This window comes from Selenomonas sp. oral taxon 892 str. F0426 (assembly GCF_000468035.1).
In the GTDB taxonomy this organism is placed as follows: Bacteria; Bacillota; Negativicutes; order Selenomonadales; family Selenomonadaceae; genus Centipeda.
The window spans coordinates 1-22,586 of sequence record NZ_KI260546.1; the positions used below are offsets into that span (position 1 = coordinate 1).

Here is a 22,586-nt window from a genome sequence, read left to right on the forward strand (position 1 = left end):
CGGCGAGAACAATGCCGCAGGCGGCGACCGCAGCCGCAGCGGACGTGGAGGCGCACGTCGCGACCGTGAGGAGCGCACAGATCTGCGTCAGGCAGAGCGCAGTCGCGGCGGCGCACGCAAGGGGCGCAAGGGGCGCGCAGCAGCACCGGCTCCGGCGGCGAAGGCAGAGATCGCGCGCCCGAAGCACATCAAGCTGCCGGAGACGATTGCGGTCAAGGATCTCGCGTCCAAGATGAGCTATACGGCATCGGATATCATCAAGAAGCTCATGCTCATGGGCGTTATGGCGAGCATCAATCAGGAGATCGACTACGACACGGCAAGCCTCGTGGCGGCGGAGTTCGGCGTGACGACGGAGGAGCTGCCGCCGGATGTCGATCCGACGCTGATCCCCGAGATCGAGGACGATCCGAAGACACTCAAGGATCGTCCGCCTGTCGTCACCGTCATGGGACACGTCGACCACGGCAAGACCTCGCTGCTCGACGCGATCCGCAACACCTCCGTCAGCACGCATGAGGCGGGCGGCATCACGCAGCACATTGGTGCATATCAGGTGGTATGTCAGGGCAAGAAGATCGTCTTCCTCGATACGCCGGGACATGAGGCATTTACGGCAATGCGTGCACGCGGTGCACAGATCACGGACGTAGCGATCCTCGTTGTCGCGGCGGACGACGGTGTCATGCCGCAGACCGTCGAGGCGATCGATCATGCGAAGTCGGCAGGGGTGCCCATCATCATTGCGATCAACAAGATCGACAAGCCGGGCGCGAACCCCGACCGCGTCAAGCAGGAACTCATGGAGTACGGGCTTGTCTCCGAGGAATACGGCGGCGACACCATCATGGTGCCCGTCTCCGCGAAGCAGCGCATCGGCATCGACGATCTGCTCGAGAATATTCTGCTCGTTGCCGAGGTTGAGGAACTTAAGGCGAACCCGAATCGTGAGGCGCGCGGCGTCATCATCGAGGCGAAACTTGACAAGGGGCGCGGTTCGGTCGCAACCGTCCTCGTTCAGAGCGGCACACTGCGTATCGGCGACTCCATCGTCGTCGGCACGGCGTACGGCCACGTCCGCGCAATGATCAACGACCGCGGCGACAACGTGAAGAAGGCGGGTCCGTCCATGCCGGTTGAGATTCTCGGCCTGAACGATGTTCCGTCGGCGGGTGACATTCTCGCCGTCGTTGACGAGAAGCAGGCGCGCTCGATTGCGGAGGCACGTCTCGGCAATCAGCGCCGTGATCTCATCAAGTCGAAGAGCGTCTCGCTCGATGCGCTCTTCCAGCAGATTCAGCAGGGCGATATCAAGGATCTCAACATCGTCGTCAAAGCCGACGTGCAGGGATCCGTCGAGGCGCTCAACTCTACGCTCCTCGGACTCAACAAGAATGACGAGGTGCGCGTGAACATCGTGCACTCGGGCGTCGGTGCGGTCAGTGAGTCGGATATCATGCTCGCGACGGCATCGAAGGCGATCGTCATCGCGTTCAACGTCCGTCCGGATGCGAATGCGCGCCGTCTTGCCGACACGGAGAACGTGGACATCCGTACCTATCGCGTCATCTACGATGCGCTGAACGATGTCAAGGATGCGATGAGTGGAATGCTCAAACCGAAGTACAAAGAGGTTATTCAAGGACGTGTCGAGATCCGTCAGGTCATGCGGTTCTCAAAGGCCCTTGTCGCGGGTTCGTATGTCCTCGAGGGCAAGATCCACAACAACTCGAAGATCCGCATCCTGCGTGACAATGTTGAGCTCTTCGATGGGGAGCTTGACTCTCTGCGACGCTTCAAGGATGAGGTGAAGGAGGTCGCTGCTGGATACGAGTGCGGCATCTCCATCGTCGACTTCCGTGATTTTCAGGAGGGCGACATCATCGAGGCGTATACAATGGAGGAGATTGAGACCTCCATCGCCGAGGCAAACAAGGCTGCGGAGCAGAAGCGCGAGGCGCAGGCAGCAGCCGCTGCAGCAGCAGCTGCTGCGGAAGAAAATGCAGAATAAGTATTTTTGAATATGGTGCAGTTCTTTGGTGCTTTTTTGCGCCGAGGGCTGTGCCAATTTCTATACAGAACTGAAAGGAGGCGTACCTTGGCAAAGGTTCGCGTTGAAAAACTACAGGAACTGATCAAACAGGAAGTCAGCGACATCATCTTCAACGAACTGAAGGATCCGCGTATTGGATTCGTAACGGTCACATCCGTTGCGTGTACGGAGGATCTGCGTGAGGCGAAGATCTACGTCAGTGTGATGGGCGATGAGAAGAAGGCACGCGACAGCCTGCATGGTCTGAGCAGTTCACTTGGCTTCGTGCGCCGTGAGATCGGCAAAAGGATTCGGCTCCGTTTTACGCCTGAGATCAGCTTTGCACTCGATACGTCACTGAACTACAGTGATCATATACAGAGGCTTCTCAATGAGCTGCACGAGGATAAGCCTATGATGGAAAAGGGGGATGAGGAATGAAGATCACAATGAAAGAGGCAGCACGCCTGTTGTGTGACGCGCAGACCATCATCCTCACCTCACATATTCGTCCCGATGGGGACTCGATCGGCTCTACGCTTGGACTGATGCACTATCTCAGATCGCTGGGAAAGGACGCACGCGTGCTGATCGATGATGAGCTGCCGCGCATCTTCAATATTCTGCCCGGGACCGAGACCATCGAACGCCCTGCAAAGGGGCAGCGCTATACGGCGGATTTGCTCGTTGTCTGTGATGTCGAGTTAAAGCGTACGGGGGCAGTTGTTCCGTCTGTCGATGCTCTGCACATCCTTAATATTGATCATCATGTGACGAATGATGAGGAGGCGGAGTATCTCTATCTGAATCCGGAGTATGCTGCGACCTGTGAGATCATGCATGATCTCATCCTGGAAATGGGAGGCACATTTACACTGGATATCGCTACTTGCCTTTATACAGGGATGGCGACGGATACAGGGTTTTTCCGCTTTTCGAATACACGCCCGCACACAATGCGTGCGGCGGCAGATTTCCTGGAGATCGGCGTTAAGCAGAGCAAGATTGCGATTGCGATGGAAATGAAGTCGTACGACGAAATGATGGCTCAGGTCAAGGCTATCCGTAATCTTGAGATGTTTTACGATGGCAAGGCAGCAGCCGTATTCATCGATGAGGAGAAGGCAAAGGAAGTCACAACAACGGAGGGGCTCCTCGATAAACTGCGTGTAATTGAGGGGACACAGGTTGTCTTCTTCATGAAGTGGCTTGAGAAGGATACCTACCGCGTCAGCATGCGATCGAAGGGCACGAACGTTTCGCGTATTGCGCAGGGCTTCGGCGGCGGCGGACATATCCGTGCGGCGGGGTGTACACTGCACGGCTCCTTTGAGGAGTCGAAGAAGCGGATTCTTGCTGCGATTGGGGAGGAGCTGAGCCGATAAGACCGTGGACGGATTTATCAATGTATTGAAACCAACGGGGCTTTCGTCGCACGATGTCGTCGATATCGTGCGGCGTATTTTTAAGCAGAAACGCGTCGGACACGTGGGGACACTTGACCCTGCAGCGGCAGGCATTCTGCCCGTTGCACTTGGACGTGCTGCGCGCCTCGTGGAGTATATGGAGGGGGCGGACAAATCCTACCGCGCGGAGATCGCGTTCGGCTATGCGACGGATACAGGGGATGTCTATGGCGAAGTTACGGAGAGCGTTCCGAAGCCCGTGCTTCCCTCGGAGGAGGAGCTGCGGGGCATACTCCTGCGCTTCGTTGGGGAGATCACGCAGAAACCGCCCGTCTACTCTGCAATCAAGGTCGGAGGACAGCGGGCTTATGATCTTGCGCGCCAGGGCGCAGAGGTGGAGATACCGGCGCGCAGAGTTATGATTCACCGGTTGGAACTCGTCCATGCGGATCCGGCACACGCCCGTATTCTCGTCGACGTGGACTGCGGCAAGGGAACATACATCCGCGCGCTCTGCACGGATATCGGTGCGGCACTTGGACTTCCAGCGACGATGCGGTTTCTCCTGCGCACGCGTGTCGGCGGATTCAGTCTTTCGGATTCGTATACCCTTGAGGAGCTGACAGAGGCGGGAGCGGCGGCACTATGTGCGCCTGATACGCCGCTCGATCTGCCGTGTTACGAACTCGACCCGCAGCGTGTGAAGGCGTTCTACAGCGGGCTCTCAACCTCGGAGCGGCGTATTGAACTCGTTGATGAATTTTACCGCGTGTATGCGGAGGGGATCTTTCTCGGCATCGGACGCTATGATGCGGCGGTACGGGAAATGTATCCCGCAAAGGCATTTTTGCCCACATGACACCAAGCCTCCCCAGCTTCGGCGGGGGCTTTTTTGTTGCGCTCGTTTTGAGAATTTCCCTCTCTGTGCTATAATGGCAAGAATGAAAAAGGAGGATATTTCACATGAAGATAGATGATATTATTCACGGCTTTCGCCTGATCCGCTCGGAGGAGATCAAGGAGGCGGACGGGCGGGGACATACATTCGTTCACGAGAAGACGGGCGCACGGCTCTTCTTCCTCGAGACGGCGGATGACAACAAGGTCTTTTCGATCAGTTTTCGTACGCCGCCCGTTGATGATACGGGAGTGGCGCATATCGTGGAGCATTCCGTGCTCTGCGGCTCGCGCAAGTACCCGCTGAAGGAGCCGTTTGTCGAACTCGTGAAGGGCTCGCTCAACACGTTCCTCAATGCGATGACGTTCCCCGACAAGACGATGTACCCTGTTGCGAGCCGCAACGATCGTGATTTTCAGAATCTCATGGACGTGTACCTCGATGCGGTATTCTACCCCTCGATGCGGACGAATCCGCAGGTTCTCATGCAGGAGGGGTGGCACTACGAGCTGGATGATGCAGATGCACCGCTTCGCTACAGCGGTGTTGTCTACAACGAGATGAAGGGCGCTCTCTCAGCGCCTGATGATCTGCTCGGCAGCCGTATTATGGCGGCGCTCTATCCAGACACAACGTATGGCTGCGAGTCAGGAGGCGACCCTGATGCGATTCCTGGACTCACGCAGGGGATGTTCCTGGATTTTCACGCGCGGTACTATCATCCGTCGAACAGCTACATTTATCTTTATGGCAATCTCGATATTGAGAAAAAACTTGCCTACCTCGACAGCGCATACCTCTCGCATTTCGAGCGAATTCCCGTGCCGTCACGCATTGAGCGCCAGAAGGCGTTTGACGGACTTGTCAAGGCAGAGCATTTCTATCCAATCGGGACAGAGGAGCCTCTCGATGAGAACAGTTTCCTCTCACTCAACTGGGTGATCGGCGATACGTCTGACCAGAGACGTGTCATGGCTCTCCAGATCCTCGACCATGCCCTCCTGCGCATGCAGGGCGCCCCTCTGCGTCAGGCACTTATCGACGCGGGGCTTGGTCGTGATGTGGATTCGAACTATGAGAGCGATGTCCTGCAGCCGTTTTTCAGCATTGTTGTAAGCAAATCAGAGACATCGCGCGCGAATGAATTCGTGCGAATTATCAAGGATACGCTGACGAAACTCGCGAACGGCGGTCTTGACCATACACTAGTCCAGGCAGCGCTCAATACTCTTGAGTTCCGTCTGCGCGAATCGGATTTCGGTTCCTCGCCGAAGGGGCTGATCTACGGCATCCGCATGATGAAGACGTGGCTCTACGATGGAACGCCTGAGGACTATCTCCGCTATGAGGATGTGCTTGCCGAGCTCAAGAAGGGACTGGAAGACGGTTATTTCGAGCAGGTGATCCGCGAGGCATTCCTCGAGAATCCGCATGAGGCGCTCGTGACGCTTGCGCCGAGCCGTACACTCGGACAGGAGCGCGAGGCGGTACAGGAGAAGATCCTTGCGGAGAAAAAGGCCGCGATGAGTGCCGAGGAGATTGCAGAGGTCTTGAACTCCTGTGCGGCACTCAAAGAGGCGCAGGAGGCACCGGATACGGAGGAAGCTCTTGCGTCTATTCCCATTCTCGCACGGTCGGACATCCGTGCAGAGGCAGAGCGTCTGCCTCTCGATCTGCGTGAGATTAAAGGGACACAGATTCTTTACTCCGACATCGAGACGAATGGCATCGTCTATCTGAATTTTTACTTCCCCATGGCTGCAGTCGCGCAGAAGGATCTGCCCTATGCCTATCTCCTCGCGGAGATGTTCGGTGCGGTCGATACCGCGCGGCACAGTTACGCAGAAATTTCCATGCTGCGGAATCTCTATACGGGAGGTTTTGGCGCGGATATTGTTGCGTATACGCGCGCGGGTGAGCCGGACTCTCTTCTGCCGCGTTTCAAGCTGCGTGCGAAGGTACTGAAGGAGAACCTGCCGCGTCTCTTTGAACTCCTCGCAGAGATCATGACAGAGAGTGACTTCTCTGGGAGCAAGCGCGTGCGCGAGCTGATTGACGAGGAAAAGACAGGCATGGAGCTGTCTCTGCAGCGTGCGGCAAATCAGGTTGTCGCCTCACGTATTGCAGGGTATTTGACTCCGTCCGGACGCTATGCTGAGGTGGGAGGACTGCCCTTTCACGATTTCCTACGCGCCTTCAAGGATGACTTCACGGCACGCCATGCAGAGATGCAGACGGCATTTCGCCGCATCCTGCCCCAGATCTTCAATCGCAGTGATCTTATGGTCAGTGTTACGGCACCTGCAGCAGACTATGACGCGATTGCGGCGGAGATCGCAGCGTTTCAGCAGAAACTCACATCGGAGACATTCCCTGCTGCCCCCTATACGTGGGAAATTGCCCCGAAAAATGAGGGCCTGATGACACAGAGCCGTGTGCAGTATGTGGCAAAGGGGGCGAACTTTATCAAGCTCGGTTACAGCTACACAGGCGTGCTGCGCGTGCTCGAGACACTCCTGCGCTATGATTACTTCTGGACGCGTATCCGCGTACAGGGGGGGGCGTACGGGACGATGACACAGTTCAACCGCAACGGCTTTATGGTATTTTCCTCCTATCGCGATCCGAATCTTGCGGAGACGTTCGATGTTTTGAACGAAACGGCGGACTATGTGCGGACATTTGATGTGTCGGACCGCGAGATGGACAAGTTCATCATCGGTACGATGAGCGGTGTGGATGCGCCGCTGACCCCGCAGATGAAGGGGGATATTGCAGCGACATTCCACCTGCGCGGCATCACCTGGGAGGATCGCCAGCGTGCGCGTGAGGAGATCCTGACGGCACGTCAGGAGGATGTGCGTGCACTCGCACCGCTCGTGGAGGCAGCGATGCGTGAAAACGTGCGCTGCGTGCTCGGCGGCGAGGAGAAGATTCGTGCAAACAAGGCTCTTTTTGGGGAGATTCGCCCCGCCCTGCGCACCTGATATGCGATAAAGTTTTTGACTTTTCGTGCCCTGCGTGGGATAATATGAGCAGCTGAAATTGAAGGGAGAACTTGCCATGAAAAAGACCATTTTCCGTGGTGCGGGCGTTGCCGTCATTACGCCGTTTACGGAGACAGGCGTGAACTATCCCGAGCTTGGACGTATCATTGAGGATCAGATTGCGGGCGGAACAGACGCCATTATTATCACGGGCACGACGGGAGAGTCCGCAACGATGACGGACGCGGAGCATCGTGAGGCGATCCGTTTTGCAGTGGAGCAGGTGAAGGGGCGCATCCCAGTCGTGGCTGGAACTGGATCGAATGAAACCTCCTATGCGATTGAACTGTCGAAGTATGCGGAGAAGGTTGGGGCGGATGCGCTCCTCCTCGTGACGCCGTACTACAATAAATGTACGCAGAATGGTCTCGTCGCGCACTATACGAAGATCGCAGACAGTGTCAATCTCCCCGCGATTCTCTATAATGTGCCTTCACGCACGGGTGTGAATATCAAGACGGAGACATATGCCGCCCTGGCAAAGCATCCGCGCATCGTTGCGGTGAAGGAGGCAAGCGGTGACCTCTCGGCGATCCTGCGTCTGCGCGCGGCGGTCGGCGATGAGCTTGCAGTCTATTCGGGCAACGATGACCAGATTGTGCCGATTCTCTCGCTTGGAGGTTTCGGTGTCATCTCCGTGCTCTCAAATGTTGCGCCAAAGACGACCCATGATATCTGTCAGCACTATTTTGATGGCAATGTTGCAGAGGCAATGCGTCTCCAGATTGCGTACACGGATCTCATCGATGCACTCTTCTGTGAGGTCAACCCAATCCCGGTCAAGACGGCCATGCGCCGCCTCGGCTATGAGACAGGTCCACTGCGCATGCCGCTCACGGAGATGGAGCCTGCCAATGCGGCGAAGCTGGATGCGGCTCTGCGTGCGCATAATCTGGTGAAATGATTCGATTGGGCGCTCTCCTCTTGTGCAGGATTGCCGTGGAGGAGGGCGTTTTTACTATGTGGGGACAGTTGTGAATGTGATCGAGGAGCGCCTTGCGGTGCAGGACGTGATTGTGCTCGACGGTGCGTTTGCGACAGAGCTTGAGGCGTGCGGATTTTCCGTGAACGATGCACTCTGGTCGGCGAAGGCGCTCTTTGAGCGTCCCGATCTTGTGCGTGAGGTTCACCTGGACTACCTGCGCGCAGGAGCGGATGTCGTGACGAGCGCGAGTTATCAGGCGACGGTGGAGGGCTTTATGAAGCGCGGCTTCTCTAAAGAGGAGGCTGCTGCACTCATACAGAAGTCCATTCAGTTGGCGCAGGAGGCGCGCGATCTGTATCTTGCAGAGCGCGAGGGAAACGGGCGGGTGCCGCTTGTGGCGGCATCGGTTGGACCATACGGAGCATATCTTGCCGACGGCTCTGAGTATCGCGGCGACTATGGTATCGACGAGGATGCACTTGTCGCGTTCCATGCGGAGCGACTTGCACTGCTTGCAGAGGAAAAACCTGATCTGCTCGCCTGTGAGACGATACCCTCGTTAGTCGAGGCGCGTGCGATTGTGCGCGCGCTGCGCGAAAGAGAGATACGGATTCCCGCGTGGTTCTCGTTCTCCTGCCGCGATGCTGCGCACATCAGTGATGGCATGGAGATTGCGGTATGTGCGCGGTGGCTGGACACTGTGCCGGAGGCTGCAGCGATCGGGCTGAACTGTACGGCACCGCAGTACGTAGAATCGTTGATTGGCGAGATCCGAAGGGAAACGACAAAGCCCATCGTCGTTTATCCGAACTCCGGTGAGACGTATGATGCCTCAGATAAATCATGGCATGGTGCGGCAGAGGATTTCGGTACGATAGCCCGCCGCTGGCGCACGGCAGGAGCGTGTCTCATCGGCGGCTGCTGCAGGACGACGCCGCGCGAGATCGCAGACATAGCTGCATGGGCAAAGAATTGAACAAGGTGAGGTGACGGAGCGATGGAGGAAGCATGCACGACGGTCGACCTCGCGCGTGCAGAGCGCGCCATGCGCGAATTTCTCACGGCGGTCGGAGTTGATCTCGCTGCACAGGGAATGGAGGAGACACCCGCACGCGTGGCACATCTCTATACGGAACTGTTCTCGGGGCTGCACGAGGACACGCGGGATCTCTGGACAGATGTACTGACGGAGGAGACGGACGGTCTCGTTGCTGTGCGTGCGATTTCGTTCCACTCCATCTGTGAGCATCATTTGCTCCCATTCTTTGGGACGGCGCATATTGTCTATCGTCCGCACGCAGGTCGCGTGGCGGGCTTTGGCGTCTTCACGCGTCTCGTCGAGCGCATGGCGCGGCGTCCGCAGCTGCAGGAGCGGCTGACAACGGATATTGCACGCGAGATGGAGCAGGGACTCGGTGCGGAGGGGGTGCTCGTCGTTGTCGATGCACGTCAGCTCTGCATGACGATGCGCGGAGCGCGTGCACACGGTACGAGGACGACAACCTCGGCGTGTCGCGGCATCTTTCGCGATGACAAAACGATGGAACTGCAGGCATGGCAGATGTTAGGTGAGTGGAATGACGGCAGAGAGAATATATCGCTTCCGTGACGGCAAGGAACTGACGATTGGCGGGCGTACGCTCGTCATGGGGATTCTGAACGTGACACCGGATTCGTTTTCGGACGGCGGCAGGTGGAATACGCGGGACGCGGCACTCCGTCACATGGAGGAGATGGTGCAGGACGGCGCCGACATCATTGACGTCGGTGCGGAGTCGAGCCGTCCCGGCTTCGTCCCAATGGGGGCGGCAGAGGAGACGGAGCGGCTGCTGCCGCTTCTTGAGGCGGTTTTGCAGGAATGCCCCGTACCCGTCTCCGTGGATACGTTCAAGGCGGAGACGGCGCGGGCTGCACTCGCTGCGGGGGCTGATATGCTGAACGATATCTGGGGGCTGCAGTATGCGGAGGAGTCGGGAGAGATGGCACGCGTCGCAGCCGAGGCAGATGCGCCCGTTGTTGTGATGCACAATCAGAATGGGACGGCGTACGATGGGGATATTGTCGGTGAAATGCGTGCGTTCTTTGAACGCTCATTTGCACTGGCAGACGCGGCAGGACTGGCGCGGGACAAGATCATCCTTGACCCCGGGATCGGTTTCGGCAAAACGGCGGAGCAGAATATGCACGTTATGCGCCGTATGGATGAACTCATCTCGTATGACGGTACGGATTATCCCGTCCTCCTCGGAGCGAGCCGCAAGAGCTTCATCGGTGCGGCGCTCGGTCTGCCCGTCGAGGAGCGCATGGAGGCGACGGGGGCGGCGTGCGTCCTCGGCATTGTGCGCGGTGCCTCGATTGTCCGCGTGCATGATGTGAAGCCGATCGCACGTATGTGTCGCATGACGGATGCAATTCTGGGGACGTAATATGGATCGTATTTTTCTGCGTGGAATGCGCTTTATGGCTTGTCACGGGGTTCTTCCGCACGAGCAGGAGATTCCGCAGCCGTTCGAGGTGGATGTGGAGCTTGGTCTTGATCTGCATGCGGCGGGAGAGAGCGATGATCTCAGTGATACGGTGAACTATGCCAAGGTTTACCGTGCGGTATCTTCCATTATGGATGGAGCGTCGAAGCAGCTGATTGAATCACTGGCGGAGGAGATTGCGGATGATCTCTTTTGGCAGTTTTCTCCGCTGCGCTGGGTGCGCGTCACCGTTCATAAGCCCACAGCGCCGATCAACGCGTTCTTTTCGGATGTTGGTGTGACAATCCTCCGCCGACGTAAGGATGTGCAATGGGAATAGCGTACATCGGGCTTGGATCGAATCTCGGCAATCGTGGGGAAACGATGCGTGCGGCTCTGCGGCGGATGGCGGAGCACCCCCATCTGCGCGTGGAGCGGATGTCGCATTTTTACGAAACCCCGCCGTGGGGAAAGACAGATCAGCCCCTGTTTTTGAATGCGGCGGCGTGCATTTCATTTGACGGAAGTGCACACGAGCTGCTCGGGGTACTCCAACGCACTGAACACGAACTCGGGCGCGTGCGTCATGAACACTGGGGTGCGCGGACAATCGATCTCGATGTCCTCCATGTCGAGGGGGCAACGTGTGCGGATGCAGCGCTGAGGCTGCCGCATCCCTATCTCACGGAGCGCGCCTTTGTGCTCGTGCCGCTGGCGGAGATTGCGCCCAATCTGATGGTGCATGGACAGTCCGCTGCTGCATGGCTTGCCGCGGCCGATACGGAGGGCATTGTGCGTGCGCGTGAACTCTCTGAGCCGTACCCAGTTGAACTGATTGCCGCCTGTGATGAGGAGGGGGGCATTGGACGGGCGGGGCAGCTGCTCACGGATTGCCCCGAGGATATGGCTCATTTTCGTCGGACGACGATGGGCGGCATCCTTGTCATGGGGCGGCGGACGATGGAGAGCCTGCCTGGACGGAGACCGCTCGCGGGGCGGGAGAATGTTGTGCTCTCACGGACGATGGAGCGGGCGGAGGGCTTTCATATCGTGCATGATCTTGCGGAACTGTGGTCGCTGCTCGGTACGATGACGCATTCCATGCCGCGGCCGATCTTTGCTGTCGGCGGCGTGGAATGCTATCGAACGCTCCTGCCGTACACGCGGCGGGCATACATCACGCGCCTGCCGGGGGCGTATGGAGCAGATGTATTCTTACCCCCGCTTGAAGGCTTTGCATTGACAAACAGTCGGGGCGGAGAGACCTGTATGTTTGAAATTTACGAGAGAGTTTAGCATGGCAAAGGAAATCTTTCACAACGATTGGCAGGAGCTGCTTGCAGACGAAATGGCGCAGCCGTACTATCGGGAGCTGCGCCAATTCCTCATTGAGGAGTATCGAACGAAGCGCATCTATCCCGATATGTTTGCGATCTTCAACGCACTGCACTATACGAGCTTTGCGGATACGAAGGTCGTCATCCTCGGGCAGGATCCGTACCACGGCGACGGTCAGGCGCATGGGCTTTCGTTCTCTGTGCAGGTCGGCATCGACCCGCCGCCGTCGCTGCTGAATATCTACAAGGAGCTGCAGGACGATCTCGGCATCGTACCGCCCGCGCATGGCTGTCTCATCCCGTGGGCGAAGCAAGGCGTGCTGCTCCTCAACACCGTGCTGACCGTGCGCGCCCATGCGGCAGCCTCCCATCAGGGCCATGGCTGGGAGCGGTTCACAGACCACATCATTCAGCTGCTCGGCGCGCGTGAGCGGCCGCTCGCCTTTATCCTCTGGGGCAGCCCCGCACGGAAGAAGCGCAGCCTCATCACGAATCCGCGCCACCTCATCGTCGAGTCGCCGCACCCGAGTCCGCTCTCGGCGCATCGCGGCTTCTTCGGCAGCCGTCCCTTCTCGCGTGTCAACGACTTCCTCACGCAGACGGGGGAGACGCCAATCGAGTGGCGTCTGCCTCCGGCGAGCGAGATCGAGGCGTAGATAAAGCTTTCCTATAGAAAGGAACACAATATGAAAATCAAGGTACTGCGCAGCATCTGCGCACTCGGACTGCTTGTCTGTTTCGGCGGCTGCGGCACGTCCGCTGTGACCTCGGCAGAGATGCCGCATGAGATCGTACAGCAGAATGTCCCTGTGTACGGACAGAAGGAAATCTATCTCGCGGGCGGATGCTTCTGGGGAACGGAACTCTATGTAGATCTGATCCATGGTGTTGTCTCCGCAGAGAGTGGCTATGCGAATGGGACTACCGCAAACCCCTCCTATCGTGAGGTGTGCAGCGGCAGCGATCATGCAGAGACGGTTCACGTTGTCTATGACCCGAAGATCGTTTCGCTTGATGAGATTCTCACGGCATTCTATGACTCCATCGACCCGACGACGAAGGATCGGCAGGGCAACGACATCGGACGTCAGTACCGCTCCGGAATCTATTATGTACCAAATACGGACGGCAGCGAGAGTGCGGATGCCGCCGTGGTCCGTGCCTCTCTCGATGCACTGCAGAAGCGCATCGGGAAAAAGGTCGTCATTGAGGTGGAACCGATTGTGAACTTCTACCGCGCGGAGGAGGATCATCAGGAGTATCTCGAGAAGAATCCGAACGGCTACTGCCATATTTCACCCGCACTCATCGCTAAGATGCGCGAGAAGCGTGCGGCTGCAGAGCGTGTGGAGGTATCCAATTCGACGCGTACCTACGAAAAACCGTCGCAGGACGAACTCAAGGCACACCTGACGGATCTGCAATACGCTGTCACGCAGGAAAAGGCGACCGAGCGTCCTTTCTTTAATGAATACGATCATGAATTCCGCGAAGGGATCTACTGTGACATTACGACAGGGGAGCCGCTCTTCATCTCGACGGATAAGTTTGACTCCGGATGCGGCTGGCCGGCATTCTCCCGACCGATTGACGATGCCCTGATTGCAGAGCACGAGGATCGCTCCTATGGCATGGTCCGCACAGAGGTAACAGCTGCATCCAGCGGCGCACATCTCGGACACGTCTTCGATGATGGGCCTGCGGCATTGGGTGGCCTGCGCTACTGCATCAACAGCGCTTCCCTGCGCTTCATTCCGAAGGAGGACATGGAGCGGGAGGGATATGGGGACTATCTCTATCTGTTGGAGCGGTAGATCATAAAAATTCTAACATAATAGAAATGATCTGAAAATATTCACTTAAATATATTGACAAGCAGTTCATTCGATGTTATCTTTATCGGAGTCTTTGAAAAACTTTATAGCAATTGGATCAGGTACGAATGTTTAATAGAAAATCCGGTAAATGGAATATTTCCAATGAAGCCGGAGCGGTCCCGCCACTGTGACAGTGAGCGAACCCGCTTGGAAATACAAATCGTATTTCCACGAATGCCACTGGGGGCATGCCCCTGGGAAGGCGCGGGCGAGCGACGAACTGGAGCCAGGAGAACTGCCTGATTGACAATCGCCGTTTGACCTGCGAGTGATAGGGATGGGGATTTTGATCCTTTGATTGAACATGTATAGCCCTTTTCTGCGATTGCAGGAAGGGGCTTTTTACTTACCTTAATGCCTTAAAGTTTTCCAAAATATGAATGCGGCGTATGGCGTACGAAAAAGAAAGGTGACAAAGGGTCATGACGAGAGAGAAAAAGTGGACGTTGGCAGTGCTTGCGGCATTTGCCGGGGCAAGTGTTGTTGGGACGGCGTATGCCGCGGAGCAGGCATCGATGGAGCGAATGGAGACGCATGCGCTCAGCGATACGGTTGTGACGGCACAGCGACGTGAGAAGCGCGATCTTGATACACCTGCAACAACAACGATCATCACGGCAAAGGAGATCGAGAAGGCGGGCTACCGCAACGTCTTCGAGGCCATCGATCAGCAGATTGGCTCAACGAGCACCTCCTATGGCGAGGCAGGGCAGGACTTTGGCTTTGCAGCGGGACGTCTCACATTGCGCGGCTATGACCGCGGCACCCTTGTCATGGTAAACGGTGTGCCGATGAATCTCAAGAACTACCCGAGTACGGAAAATATTCCGGCGAACATGGTCGAGCGCATTGAGATTGTCAAGGGGGCAGCGTCAACGCTTTACGGTGCTGAGGCGATGGGCGGTGTTGTGAACATCATTTTGAAAAAGCCGACCGCACAGGAATCGGAATTCAAACTCAGTCAAACGGTCGGAAACTATTTCAAGAAGAGTGAGGCAATCTATACGGGTGATCGAATCATGGTCGATGTGAGCCGCGAGTGGTCGAAGGATTTGCCGCACTCCAATGGCTTTGGCATCAGCAAGATTTCGTGGGTGGATTGGTGGGTTGGCAAGGGAAAGAAAAGCCGCGTTGGTGTAGCGGCGCAGCTGACGGATGAACTGTCTCTCAATTATAACTATATGGAGGGAGATATTACACGCGGAGGACTTCGCTATAAGAAAAACGGCGCCGGCACAGCTCTTGTCCCTGAGGGAACGAAATATAACTACCGTTATAATGATCTCCGCCATACGGTCAGTCTCGTTTATCAAGGCAAGGAGAATGGCATCCACGCAGTCCTTGGCTACAACTACCGCAAGACCGATGGATATGACTATATTGCGAACAGTAAAAATAGCAGCAATGCGGTGATGGACGGTCAAATCCTTGACGTGCAGAAAAACTGGAAGCTTGGGAAAGACTCCATGGTGCTGGGCTATTCCTATAAGCGCGAGGGAATTGATCTGACTGAAAAGAAACGTTCTGCGGTGCGGACGGGCAACTCCCTCTATGCCTCTTACAGCAAACAGTTCACGCCAAAGTTCAACGTTACGCTTGGCCTGCGCGGAGAATTCATCAACGATCCTGAGGAGGATCAGCGTGTCTTTATGCCGCAGTTCCAGACGAACTATCAGTTTGATCGGAATACAGCTTGGTATATCAACGTCGGCAAGGCATTCCAGATGCCGACGGTAGACGATAGCTTCCGCTATAATAATTTTAATCCGACTGGTCTAAAGCCGGAGAACGGTTGGACATACGAAACGGGGGTCAAGATTCGTCGCGGTAATGATACGTGGAAGGCCGCCGTATATCACATGGATATGAAGAATAAAATCGGCTGGCGCTATGATAGGGCGACAGATACGCATTATGCAGTCAATACGGGACAGTTCCGTAATACAGGGATTGAGTTAGAGTATGCAAAGCACTTCAATGATGCGTGGAGTCTGACGCTTGGGGGGGCTGTGTCCAATCCGGAAATACAGAATCCGACTGGAATAAATAAGGACTGGGTACAGGATGCCGGCCGCATCGAAGGGGTTGTCCGTCTCGACTATCAGATGGCAAAATGGCAGGGCAATCTCAATCTCAAGTACCTTGGCGATCGTGAATACACTGCGCAACGGTACGGTGCTGCGCAAGATGTGCCCGATAAGATTCAGCTCAATATGAACGTGATCTACACAGCGGGCAAAGACGACGTGGTGTCGCTCGGGATCTACAACCTGCTGAACCGTGAAAATTACTCCAACCGTTACGGCAACCTCGATCTAGGGCGCAACTTCCGCCTGACCTATACGCATGCGTTCTAAAGGAATCGCTAATAAAATAAAGTCCACTGGATTGGTACAGATTTTTCGTCCTGTCGAGGAGACAAACCGGACGCATAGCAAGAGCTATGTGGAGGATTTGTCGACAAAGAGAGGGCGGAAAAGATGTGCCAAGGCAGTGGTGCTGAATTTATCAGTGCTTCCTAAATTACAGCTCTGCGCGCTTCTCCTCCTCCTTGCAGCCGGTATTCTCTCCGGCTGCAAGGAGGAGCAGAATGCGGCAGAGCCATCTGTGTTTTATCGTGGAACGGATGGCATGGGGGTAGAGGTCGTCCTGCGGGAAAAGCCGCAGCGCGTCGTCTCGCTTGGCCTTGCGACGGATGAGATCCTGCTCGCCATTGCACCGCCCGAGCAGATTGCTGCGCTCACTGCCTACGCGGATGATCCCGGACTCTCCTCGATGACGGAGGTGGCGAAGGCTGTCCCCGTGAAACTAAAGGACCGGAGCCCAGAGCGTGTGCTTGCACTGCATCCGGATCTCGTTTTTACCACGGACGGCGTGCCAAAAGAACTCGTGGAGAGTCTGCGCGACCTCGGGCTGACGGTCTATGCCTCACGAACCCCGAAGCGCATCGAGGGTATTTTTACCCGCATCGAGGAGATCGGTCGGCTGACTGGGCAGGAGGAGAATGCTGCGGCCCTTATTGCTGAAAAGCGTGCCCGTCTTGCCGATGTCGAGCGCCGCGTTGGGGACATCCCTGAGGCGGAGCGGCCGATCATTGTGGCTTTTGCGTTCAGCGGCGTATTCGGGCAGAAGGACGGCCTCTTTGACGATATGTGCCGGCATGCATCCCTGCGCAATGGGGCTGCGATCGTTGGCCTGACGGTCGATACGCCCGTCTCGATGGAGCAGATTGTTGCACTCGATCCGGATGTATTCCTCCTGCCGACATGGAGTGCGGAGGGGGAAAAGACGGAGGACTTTCGCCAAAAGCTCCGCAATGATCCTCTGTTCATGCATGTCAAGGCGGTGCGGGAGAATCATCTCTATGCCGTGCCCGATACCTACCGCTACAGCGCGGGGCAGAACGCGATTGAGTGCGTCTATGAACTCGCACGTGCGGTTTACCCCGAGCGCTTTGCAGATGTGAAGTAAAGGAGACTGCGATGCCGCTGCGGATGTTGGTGCTGAGTCTCACGGGAGACTGCAATCTTGCGTGCCGCTACTGCTATGCATCCGGCCAAGACCGCAGAACAATGACGTGGGAGACGGCACGCCGTGCGATTGACCTCGCAGTGGAGGGCGGAGCCCCGTTCATCCTCCAGTTCTCGGGCGGTGAGCCGCTGCTGGCACTTCCTCTGTTGCGCCGGACTGCAGACTATATCCGCACCAATCGGATACGGGCGCGCATGGACCTCCAGACGAATGGGACACTGATTACGGATGAGACGGCAGACTTCCTGCACGGTGCGGGCATCGGCATCGGCGTCAGTCTCGACGGCAGGCCCTCTGTTCACGATATGCTCCGCTGTCATCCCGATGGACGCGGCACCTCGTCGGACGTGATCGCCGGGGTTCAGCGCCTCGCACAGCGCGGCATTGAGATCGGTCTAACCTGTGTTGTTACGGCGGAAAATGTTGGGGAACTCCCCGGCATCATAGAGATGGCATACTATCTCGGCAACGTGCGCCGCGTAGGGTTTGACCTCCTGCGCGGACAGGGACGCGGCGCGGCTGTTGCTCCTGCACGGCCGGAGGATATTGCACATGCGATGGCGCGTGTCTTTGACCTTTGCAGAAAACTTGAACGACTGACCGGGCAGCACATTGCTGTCGCACAGGCAGAGCAGGCTGCGTGCCTTGCGCATCGCACGGATGACGGATTCTCTCACTGTCATGCGATGAACGGAACCGGGATTCATGTGGATGCCGCGGGGCGGATCTATGCCTGCTCTTCCTTTGTCGGCAATGCGCGCTTTCTGCTCGGCGACGTGGAGCATGGCATTGATGTCCGGCGGCAGGAAGAGACCGCGCATGAGATGCAGAATGCAATGGGCTTTTGCAGGATGTGTGTGGATTTTTCAGCTTGCGGCGGCGCATGCTATGCACGCTGGGCGGGGCAAGAACATTCTGCTGCGTCTGATGCCGAATGTGCGTTGAAGCGATCTGCGATGAAGATAGCAGTGGAGAAATGACATCGGGGGCTTCTATGGCTGGAGTAAAGTATATATCGCAGGTTGTGTTGGTTGTTCTTTTGCTCTGTTTGATACAGCTGACCGCCGCCTGCGGCACTGTCAATAAGGATCGTACGGCAGAAGGCGGATACTCTGTTACGGATATTACGGGACGAACAATTCATTTTGATGCTCCTCCGCAGCGTATTGTTACATTGTCTTCGACGCTTGATCAAATCGTTCTCTCCGTCCTTCCGCCGGAGCGTATGGTGGCAATCAATGCGAGCATGAAGGAGCATATCAACTCCAATATGGTTGGGATTGCGGATCAGGTTGAAGAAACAATGCGCCGCCCAAGCGTGGAGTATATTGTCTCTCTGCACCCAGATATTGTCCTGATTGCAGACTGGCAGTATCTTGAGCTTGCCGATCCGCTGCGGGATGCGGGACTCAAGGTCGTCATTGGGCGAGGCCCTCACAATCTGGCGGAGGTGCGGGATCTCGTCCGTCTCACAACGGATGCGATTGGAGAGCATCGGCGCGGTGATATATTGCTGTGTAAGATGGATGAAAAACTGGCTGAGATCACGGAGAAGGTGCAGGCGATTCCTGAAAATGAGCGCAAGACGGTGGTTTTCCTCTCTCTCATGCCTTCATATGGGGGGATTGGGTCCAGTTTTGATGATGCCTGTCACTATGCGGGGGTTATCAATGGCGTTTCTGCCTATGGACTGCACAATGGGCAGGAGGTGACGAAAGAGGTCATTCTTGCCATCAATCCTGACATTCTGTTCCTGCCGGATTATCCATGGAAGGGAGAGGAATGGCTGGCTGCCCATATTCGGAGCTACACAGAGGATCCGGCACTCCAGCCGCTCAAAGCGCTGCAAAACCAGCATCTCGTTACGCCGCGCTCGTCATTCCTCTACAACTGTTCGCAAGACTTTGTCTATGGGGTGCAGGAGATTGCCTACCGGGTTTATGGGGATGATTTTTATCTGTCGGATGATGCGCACATCTCGGCAGTTGATGAATAGGTGTTGTTGTGTGTTTGTGTTTTAGGAGGAAAATTGGAATGAGCGGATATCTTTCAAAGAGAATTATCATGAATATGACGGCGGCACTTGCTTTTGGAATTGTGTCCACGGGGCTGGGTCATGCACTTGCTGCGGATGTGGATTCGTCTGCAAGTGAGCATATGCTGGACGAAACCGTCGTTACAGCAACGCGTACACCCAATAAGGAGCTGAAGACGGACGCTAATGTAACGGTGATTACGGGCAAGGACATCGAACGCCGTCACTATACGGATCTCAAACAGGCACTGCGTGACGTGCCGGGTGTTACGGTCAACCAATATGCACAGGCGGGATACAACAACAGCGATGCAGTGTACATCAATGGATCTGATGATGTTGTCGTACTTGTCGACGGCGTGCGCCAGAACTATGCGGGAGGGAAGGCAGGATCGATTGTTTCCGCGATGAAAGATCTCGGCGGCATCGACCGCATCGAGGTGCTCCATGGATCGGCATCGACGCTCTACGGCTCAGATGCAAAGGGCGGTGTCATCAATATCATTACGAAAAAGACTAAAGGAATGAAGACCACGCTCGGTATCGGTTACGGCAGCTACAGTCGTCAGCAGTACAGTATCACGAATGCCGGAGGCGTAAATGGATGGGATTGGCGCATCAAATACCAGAAGGATAAGAGCGGTGACTTCAAGGACGCACACGGCGATACAACGCCGTCGAAGCTCGATGCAAACTCAGTCGGCGTGCATCTTGGCAAGCAGCTGAGCAAGGCATCCTATCTCGCGTTTAATCTGCGTTCGTATAAGGACTCGGATCGCTATCAGGCACTCTATGAAAAGCGGATGGGGCAGGCACCGAAGGATGGGGAGTATGATCGTGTCGACGGGAATCTCATCTGGAATGTGCAGATTGATGATACAACAAAGAATCAGATGTCCATCGCACGCAGCAAATATGACTATATGGCTGGAGGATATGGACTTACCGTTTGGACAACCAAATTCAGCAATCAGCTTGACAAGAAACTGGGCGATCACCTGCTGACGGCGGGATTCGATTATACAAAGGATGAGACGGATGGAACACAGCTGACAAATCGCGGGCTGTTCAACCGCTCCTTCTATTTGCAGGACCAGTGGAACATTCTGCCGGAACTAAAACTGACAGCGGGGATTCGTCATGACAATAACTCATCGTTTGGAAGTCACAACAGTCCGAGTGTCAGCCTCGGCTATGACATTGATCCCGTGACGCACGCCTATGCGTCGTACAGTGCATACTTCCTGACACCGAGCCCAAGTAATCTGTACAGCACCCGTTATGGAAATCCGAATCTCAAGCCTGAGTCCGGAAACACGAAGGAAGTCGGTATTGCACGTGATTTCGGAAGGGGACTTAGTCTTACGGCGAGTTACTTTAAGAGGCATTCCAAGGATCGCATTGGATATAACGGCGGAACCGGAAAGTATGCAAATGTCGGAGATGAGGACGCACATGGATGGTCGCTGCAGCTCGCAAAGCGTGTCGACTCGCATCTGCGGGCACGTCTCGGCTATACGCGGACCCATGTTGGTGCAACAGCGCAGCGTCAGTTTAACGTAGACGGTTATATGCCGAAGGATCAGTGGAACATTGGTGTCGATTATGTCAACCGTGCATTCGATGCCTCGCTGCTCGCACGCGGAATCGTCGGTCGCCCGGGGCCGTCCGATGCGATTGGTAAATTCTTCCCAACCGATAACTACTGGGTGGTTGATCTGGCGATGAACTACAAGGTTGCTGAGGAGACGAAGGTCTATCTGAAGGTCAACAATATCTTCAACCAGTTCTATGCCGAGCACTCCAATGCCCGTATAAGCTGGTGGGGGGCTGCCGAACAGTGGTGGACGGCCCCCGGACGCAACTTTATGATCGGTGTGGAGCAGAGCTTTTAACCGATATTTTGTGCGGAGGAAACAAGGGAGAGCTATGGCAATTTGACCGCCATAGCGCTTTCCTTCCTCATGAAAGGAAATATGAATGAAGAAGAGGGTAACATACCCATTTACAGCTATTGTTGGACAGGAGGAGATGAAGAAGGCGCTCCTGCTCAGCGTTGTCATGCCGTCGCTTGGCGGTGTGCTGATCAAGGGCGAGAAAGGGACGGCGAAATCCACTGCTGTTCGTGCTGCTGCAGCACTCCTGCCGAATTTGCGGGCGGTGACCGGCTGTGCCTGTCACTGTGATCCGTCGCTGCCGGATCTCTACTGTGATGCCTGCCGTGCAAGGCGGGGATTCGGAGAAGAGCTCAGGGCAGAGGAAATTCCGATGCGTGTGGTGGAACTGCCCGTCAGTGCGACGGAGGACCGCGTGGTTGGAACACTCGACATGGAGGCAGCGATTCAGCACGGGCGCAAGGAATTCGAGCCAGGCATTTTGGCGGCGGCGAACCGCAACATCCTCTATGTAGATGAGATCAATCTGCTCGAGGATCATATCGTCGACATTCTGCTCGACTCTGCGGCAATGGGTGTCAACACTGTGGAGCGTGAGGGCATCTCCTATGCCCATCCGGCGCGCTTCGTTCTCGTTGGGACGATGAATCCGGAGGAGGGGGACATCCGCCCGCAGCTCCTCGATCGTTTTGCGCTCTCCGTGATCGTTGCAGGTGAATGTGAAGCCGAGACGCGCGTTGAGGTGATTCGCCGCAGGATTGCCTATGAGCGCGATCCCGATGCCTTTGCTGAGGCCTATGCAGGCGCCCAGCAGGAGCTGCGTGAACAGATCACTGCGGCGCGTGCGCGTGTCGCCCACGTGGCGGTGCCGGATGAAATCCTCGGCTATGCAGCTCAGATCTCGTTGGCGCTCGGCGTCGACGGACACCGTGCGGATATTACGCTGATCAAGGCAGGCATTGCTCATGCAGCGCTTGCAGGACGCATGGCGGTGACGGCAGAGGATCTGCAGCGCGTCAGCCGTCTCGTCCTCGCACACCGTATGCGCCGCCGTCCTTTCGAGGAAGGGGCGGTCGACTGGAGTGCGGTGGATGCGATCTTGGGAGAAAGTGCATAAGTAGCTTTTCGGAGGAAAAAA

The 22,586-nt window shown here is 56.2% G+C and carries 19 protein-coding genes and 1 riboswitch; all 19 genes read left to right on the plus strand.

Annotated elements, in window-relative coordinates:
- The coding region (gene infB / locus HMPREF1992_RS09475; RefSeq protein ID WP_021685676.1) for a translation initiation factor IF-2 at window positions 1-2,011 on the plus strand (2,011 nt) is incomplete at its 5' end.
- 87 nt (window positions 2,012-2,098) lie between these two features.
- Window positions 2,099-2,473: a 30S ribosome-binding factor RbfA gene (gene rbfA, locus HMPREF1992_RS09480; RefSeq protein ID WP_037359505.1), complete on the plus strand. Its 375-nt coding sequence runs from the start codon at window positions 2,099-2,101 to the stop codon at window positions 2,471-2,473.
- The gene (locus HMPREF1992_RS09485) at window positions 2,470-3,417 is read left to right on the plus strand and encodes a bifunctional oligoribonuclease/PAP phosphatase NrnA (protein WP_021685678.1); all 948 of its coding nucleotides are present in this window, start codon (window positions 2,470-2,472) and stop codon (window positions 3,415-3,417) included. The genes rbfA and HMPREF1992_RS09485 overlap by 4 nt, the downstream gene beginning before the upstream one ends.
- A gap of 4 nt (window positions 3,418-3,421) precedes the next feature.
- Window positions 3,422-4,297 carry a tRNA pseudouridine(55) synthase TruB gene (truB, locus tag HMPREF1992_RS09490; protein WP_021685679.1) on the plus strand — a complete coding sequence of 292 codons (876 nt, stop codon included), beginning with the start codon at window positions 3,422-3,424 and terminating at the stop codon, window positions 4,295-4,297.
- A 104-nt stretch (window positions 4,298-4,401) separates the two neighbouring features.
- Complete coding sequence (locus HMPREF1992_RS09495; RefSeq protein ID WP_021685680.1) at window positions 4,402-7,323, plus strand: insulinase family protein; 2,922 nt, start codon at window positions 4,402-4,404, stop codon at window positions 7,321-7,323.
- A 76-nt stretch (window positions 7,324-7,399) separates the two neighbouring features.
- On the plus strand, window positions 7,400-8,287 hold the full coding sequence (dapA, locus tag HMPREF1992_RS09500) for a 4-hydroxy-tetrahydrodipicolinate synthase (protein ID WP_021685681.1): 888 nt from the start codon (window positions 7,400-7,402) through the stop codon (window positions 8,285-8,287).
- Between the two features lie 70 nt (window positions 8,288-8,357).
- On the plus strand, window positions 8,358-9,284 hold the full coding sequence (mmuM, locus tag HMPREF1992_RS09505) for a homocysteine S-methyltransferase (protein WP_021685682.1): 927 nt from the start codon (window positions 8,358-8,360) through the stop codon (window positions 9,282-9,284).
- A 21-nt stretch (window positions 9,285-9,305) separates the two neighbouring features.
- On the plus strand, window positions 9,306-9,917 hold the full coding sequence (gene folE, locus HMPREF1992_RS09510) for a GTP cyclohydrolase I (protein WP_021685683.1): 612 nt from the start codon (window positions 9,306-9,308) through the stop codon (window positions 9,915-9,917).
- Window positions 9,886-10,734: a dihydropteroate synthase gene (folP, locus tag HMPREF1992_RS09515; RefSeq protein ID WP_021685684.1), complete on the plus strand. Its 849-nt coding sequence runs from the start codon at window positions 9,886-9,888 to the stop codon at window positions 10,732-10,734. Before folE ends, folP begins: the two co-directional genes overlap by 32 nt.
- A gap of 1 nt (window position 10,735) precedes the next feature.
- Entirely contained in the window at window positions 10,736-11,113 is a 378-nt protein-coding gene (gene folB / locus HMPREF1992_RS09520) for a dihydroneopterin aldolase (protein WP_021685685.1), read from the plus strand.
- Window positions 11,104-12,069, plus strand: coding sequence for a 2-amino-4-hydroxy-6-hydroxymethyldihydropteridine diphosphokinase (folK, locus tag HMPREF1992_RS11950; RefSeq protein WP_021685686.1), 966 nt, complete (start codon window positions 11,104-11,106; stop codon window positions 12,067-12,069). The genes folB and folK overlap by 10 nt, the downstream gene beginning before the upstream one ends.
- Window position 12,070: 1 nt before the next feature.
- Window positions 12,071-12,766, plus strand: a complete 696-nt coding sequence (locus tag HMPREF1992_RS09530) for a uracil-DNA glycosylase (RefSeq protein ID WP_021685687.1) — start codon at window positions 12,071-12,073, stop codon at window positions 12,764-12,766.
- Window positions 12,767-12,796: 30 nt separating this feature from the next.
- Entirely contained in the window at window positions 12,797-13,924 is a 1,128-nt protein-coding gene (gene msrB, locus HMPREF1992_RS09535) for a peptide-methionine (R)-S-oxide reductase MsrB (protein WP_021685688.1), read from the plus strand.
- Window positions 13,925-14,027: 103 nt separating this feature from the next.
- Window positions 14,028-14,245, plus strand: a riboswitch (cobalamin riboswitch).
- Between the two features lie 164 nt (window positions 14,246-14,409).
- On the plus strand, window positions 14,410-16,344 hold the full coding sequence (locus tag HMPREF1992_RS09540) for a TonB-dependent siderophore receptor (protein WP_021685689.1): 1,935 nt from the start codon (window positions 14,410-14,412) through the stop codon (window positions 16,342-16,344).
- A gap of 16 nt (window positions 16,345-16,360) precedes the next feature.
- Window positions 16,361-17,458: an ABC transporter substrate-binding protein gene (locus HMPREF1992_RS09545; RefSeq protein WP_196801407.1), complete on the plus strand. Its 1,098-nt coding sequence runs from the start codon at window positions 16,361-16,363 to the stop codon at window positions 17,456-17,458.
- A gap of 11 nt (window positions 17,459-17,469) precedes the next feature.
- Complete coding sequence (locus HMPREF1992_RS09550; RefSeq protein ID WP_037359510.1) at window positions 17,470-18,498, plus strand: radical SAM/SPASM domain-containing protein; 1,029 nt, start codon at window positions 17,470-17,472, stop codon at window positions 18,496-18,498.
- 14 nt (window positions 18,499-18,512) lie between these two features.
- Window positions 18,513-19,514 (plus strand): ABC transporter substrate-binding protein, encoded by a 1,002-nt coding sequence (locus tag HMPREF1992_RS09555; RefSeq protein WP_231366987.1) that lies wholly within the window; start codon window positions 18,513-18,515, stop codon window positions 19,512-19,514.
- Between the two features lie 38 nt (window positions 19,515-19,552).
- Window positions 19,553-21,448 carry a TonB-dependent siderophore receptor gene (locus HMPREF1992_RS09560; RefSeq protein WP_021685693.1) on the plus strand — a complete coding sequence of 632 codons (1,896 nt, stop codon included), beginning with the start codon at window positions 19,553-19,555 and terminating at the stop codon, window positions 21,446-21,448.
- An 85-nt stretch (window positions 21,449-21,533) separates the two neighbouring features.
- Entirely contained in the window at window positions 21,534-22,565 is a 1,032-nt protein-coding gene (locus HMPREF1992_RS09565) for an ATP-binding protein (protein ID WP_021685694.1), read from the plus strand.
- The last annotated feature ends 21 nt before the right edge of the window (window positions 22,566-22,586 follow it).

Coding starts and splice junctions, on each gene's coding strand:
- HMPREF1992_RS09485 (WP_021685678.1), top strand. CDS start 2,470: ATGAAGATCACAATGAAAGAGGCAGCACGCCTGTTGTGTGACGCGCAG.
- HMPREF1992_RS09495 (WP_021685680.1), top strand. CDS start 4,402: ATGAAGATAGATGATATTATTCACGGCTTTCGCCTGATCCGCTCGGAG.
- dapA (WP_021685681.1), top strand. CDS start 7,400: ATGAAAAAGACCATTTTCCGTGGTGCGGGCGTTGCCGTCATTACGCCG.
- folE (WP_021685683.1), top strand. CDS start 9,306: ATGGAGGAAGCATGCACGACGGTCGACCTCGCGCGTGCAGAGCGCGCC.
- folP (WP_021685684.1), top strand. CDS start 9,886: ATGACGGCAGAGAGAATATATCGCTTCCGTGACGGCAAGGAACTGACG.
- folB (WP_021685685.1), top strand. CDS start 10,736: ATGGATCGTATTTTTCTGCGTGGAATGCGCTTTATGGCTTGTCACGGG.
- folK (WP_021685686.1), top strand. CDS start 11,104: ATGGGAATAGCGTACATCGGGCTTGGATCGAATCTCGGCAATCGTGGG.
- HMPREF1992_RS09530 (WP_021685687.1), top strand. CDS start 12,071: ATGGCAAAGGAAATCTTTCACAACGATTGGCAGGAGCTGCTTGCAGAC.
- msrB (WP_021685688.1), top strand. CDS start 12,797: ATGAAAATCAAGGTACTGCGCAGCATCTGCGCACTCGGACTGCTTGTC.
- HMPREF1992_RS09540 (WP_021685689.1), top strand. CDS start 14,410: ATGACGAGAGAGAAAAAGTGGACGTTGGCAGTGCTTGCGGCATTTGCC.
- HMPREF1992_RS09550 (WP_037359510.1), top strand. CDS start 17,470: ATGCCGCTGCGGATGTTGGTGCTGAGTCTCACGGGAGACTGCAATCTT.
- HMPREF1992_RS09555 (WP_231366987.1), top strand. CDS start 18,513: ATGGCTGGAGTAAAGTATATATCGCAGGTTGTGTTGGTTGTTCTTTTG.
- HMPREF1992_RS09560 (WP_021685693.1), top strand. CDS start 19,553: ATGAGCGGATATCTTTCAAAGAGAATTATCATGAATATGACGGCGGCA.
- HMPREF1992_RS09565 (WP_021685694.1), top strand. CDS start 21,534: ATGAAGAAGAGGGTAACATACCCATTTACAGCTATTGTTGGACAGGAG.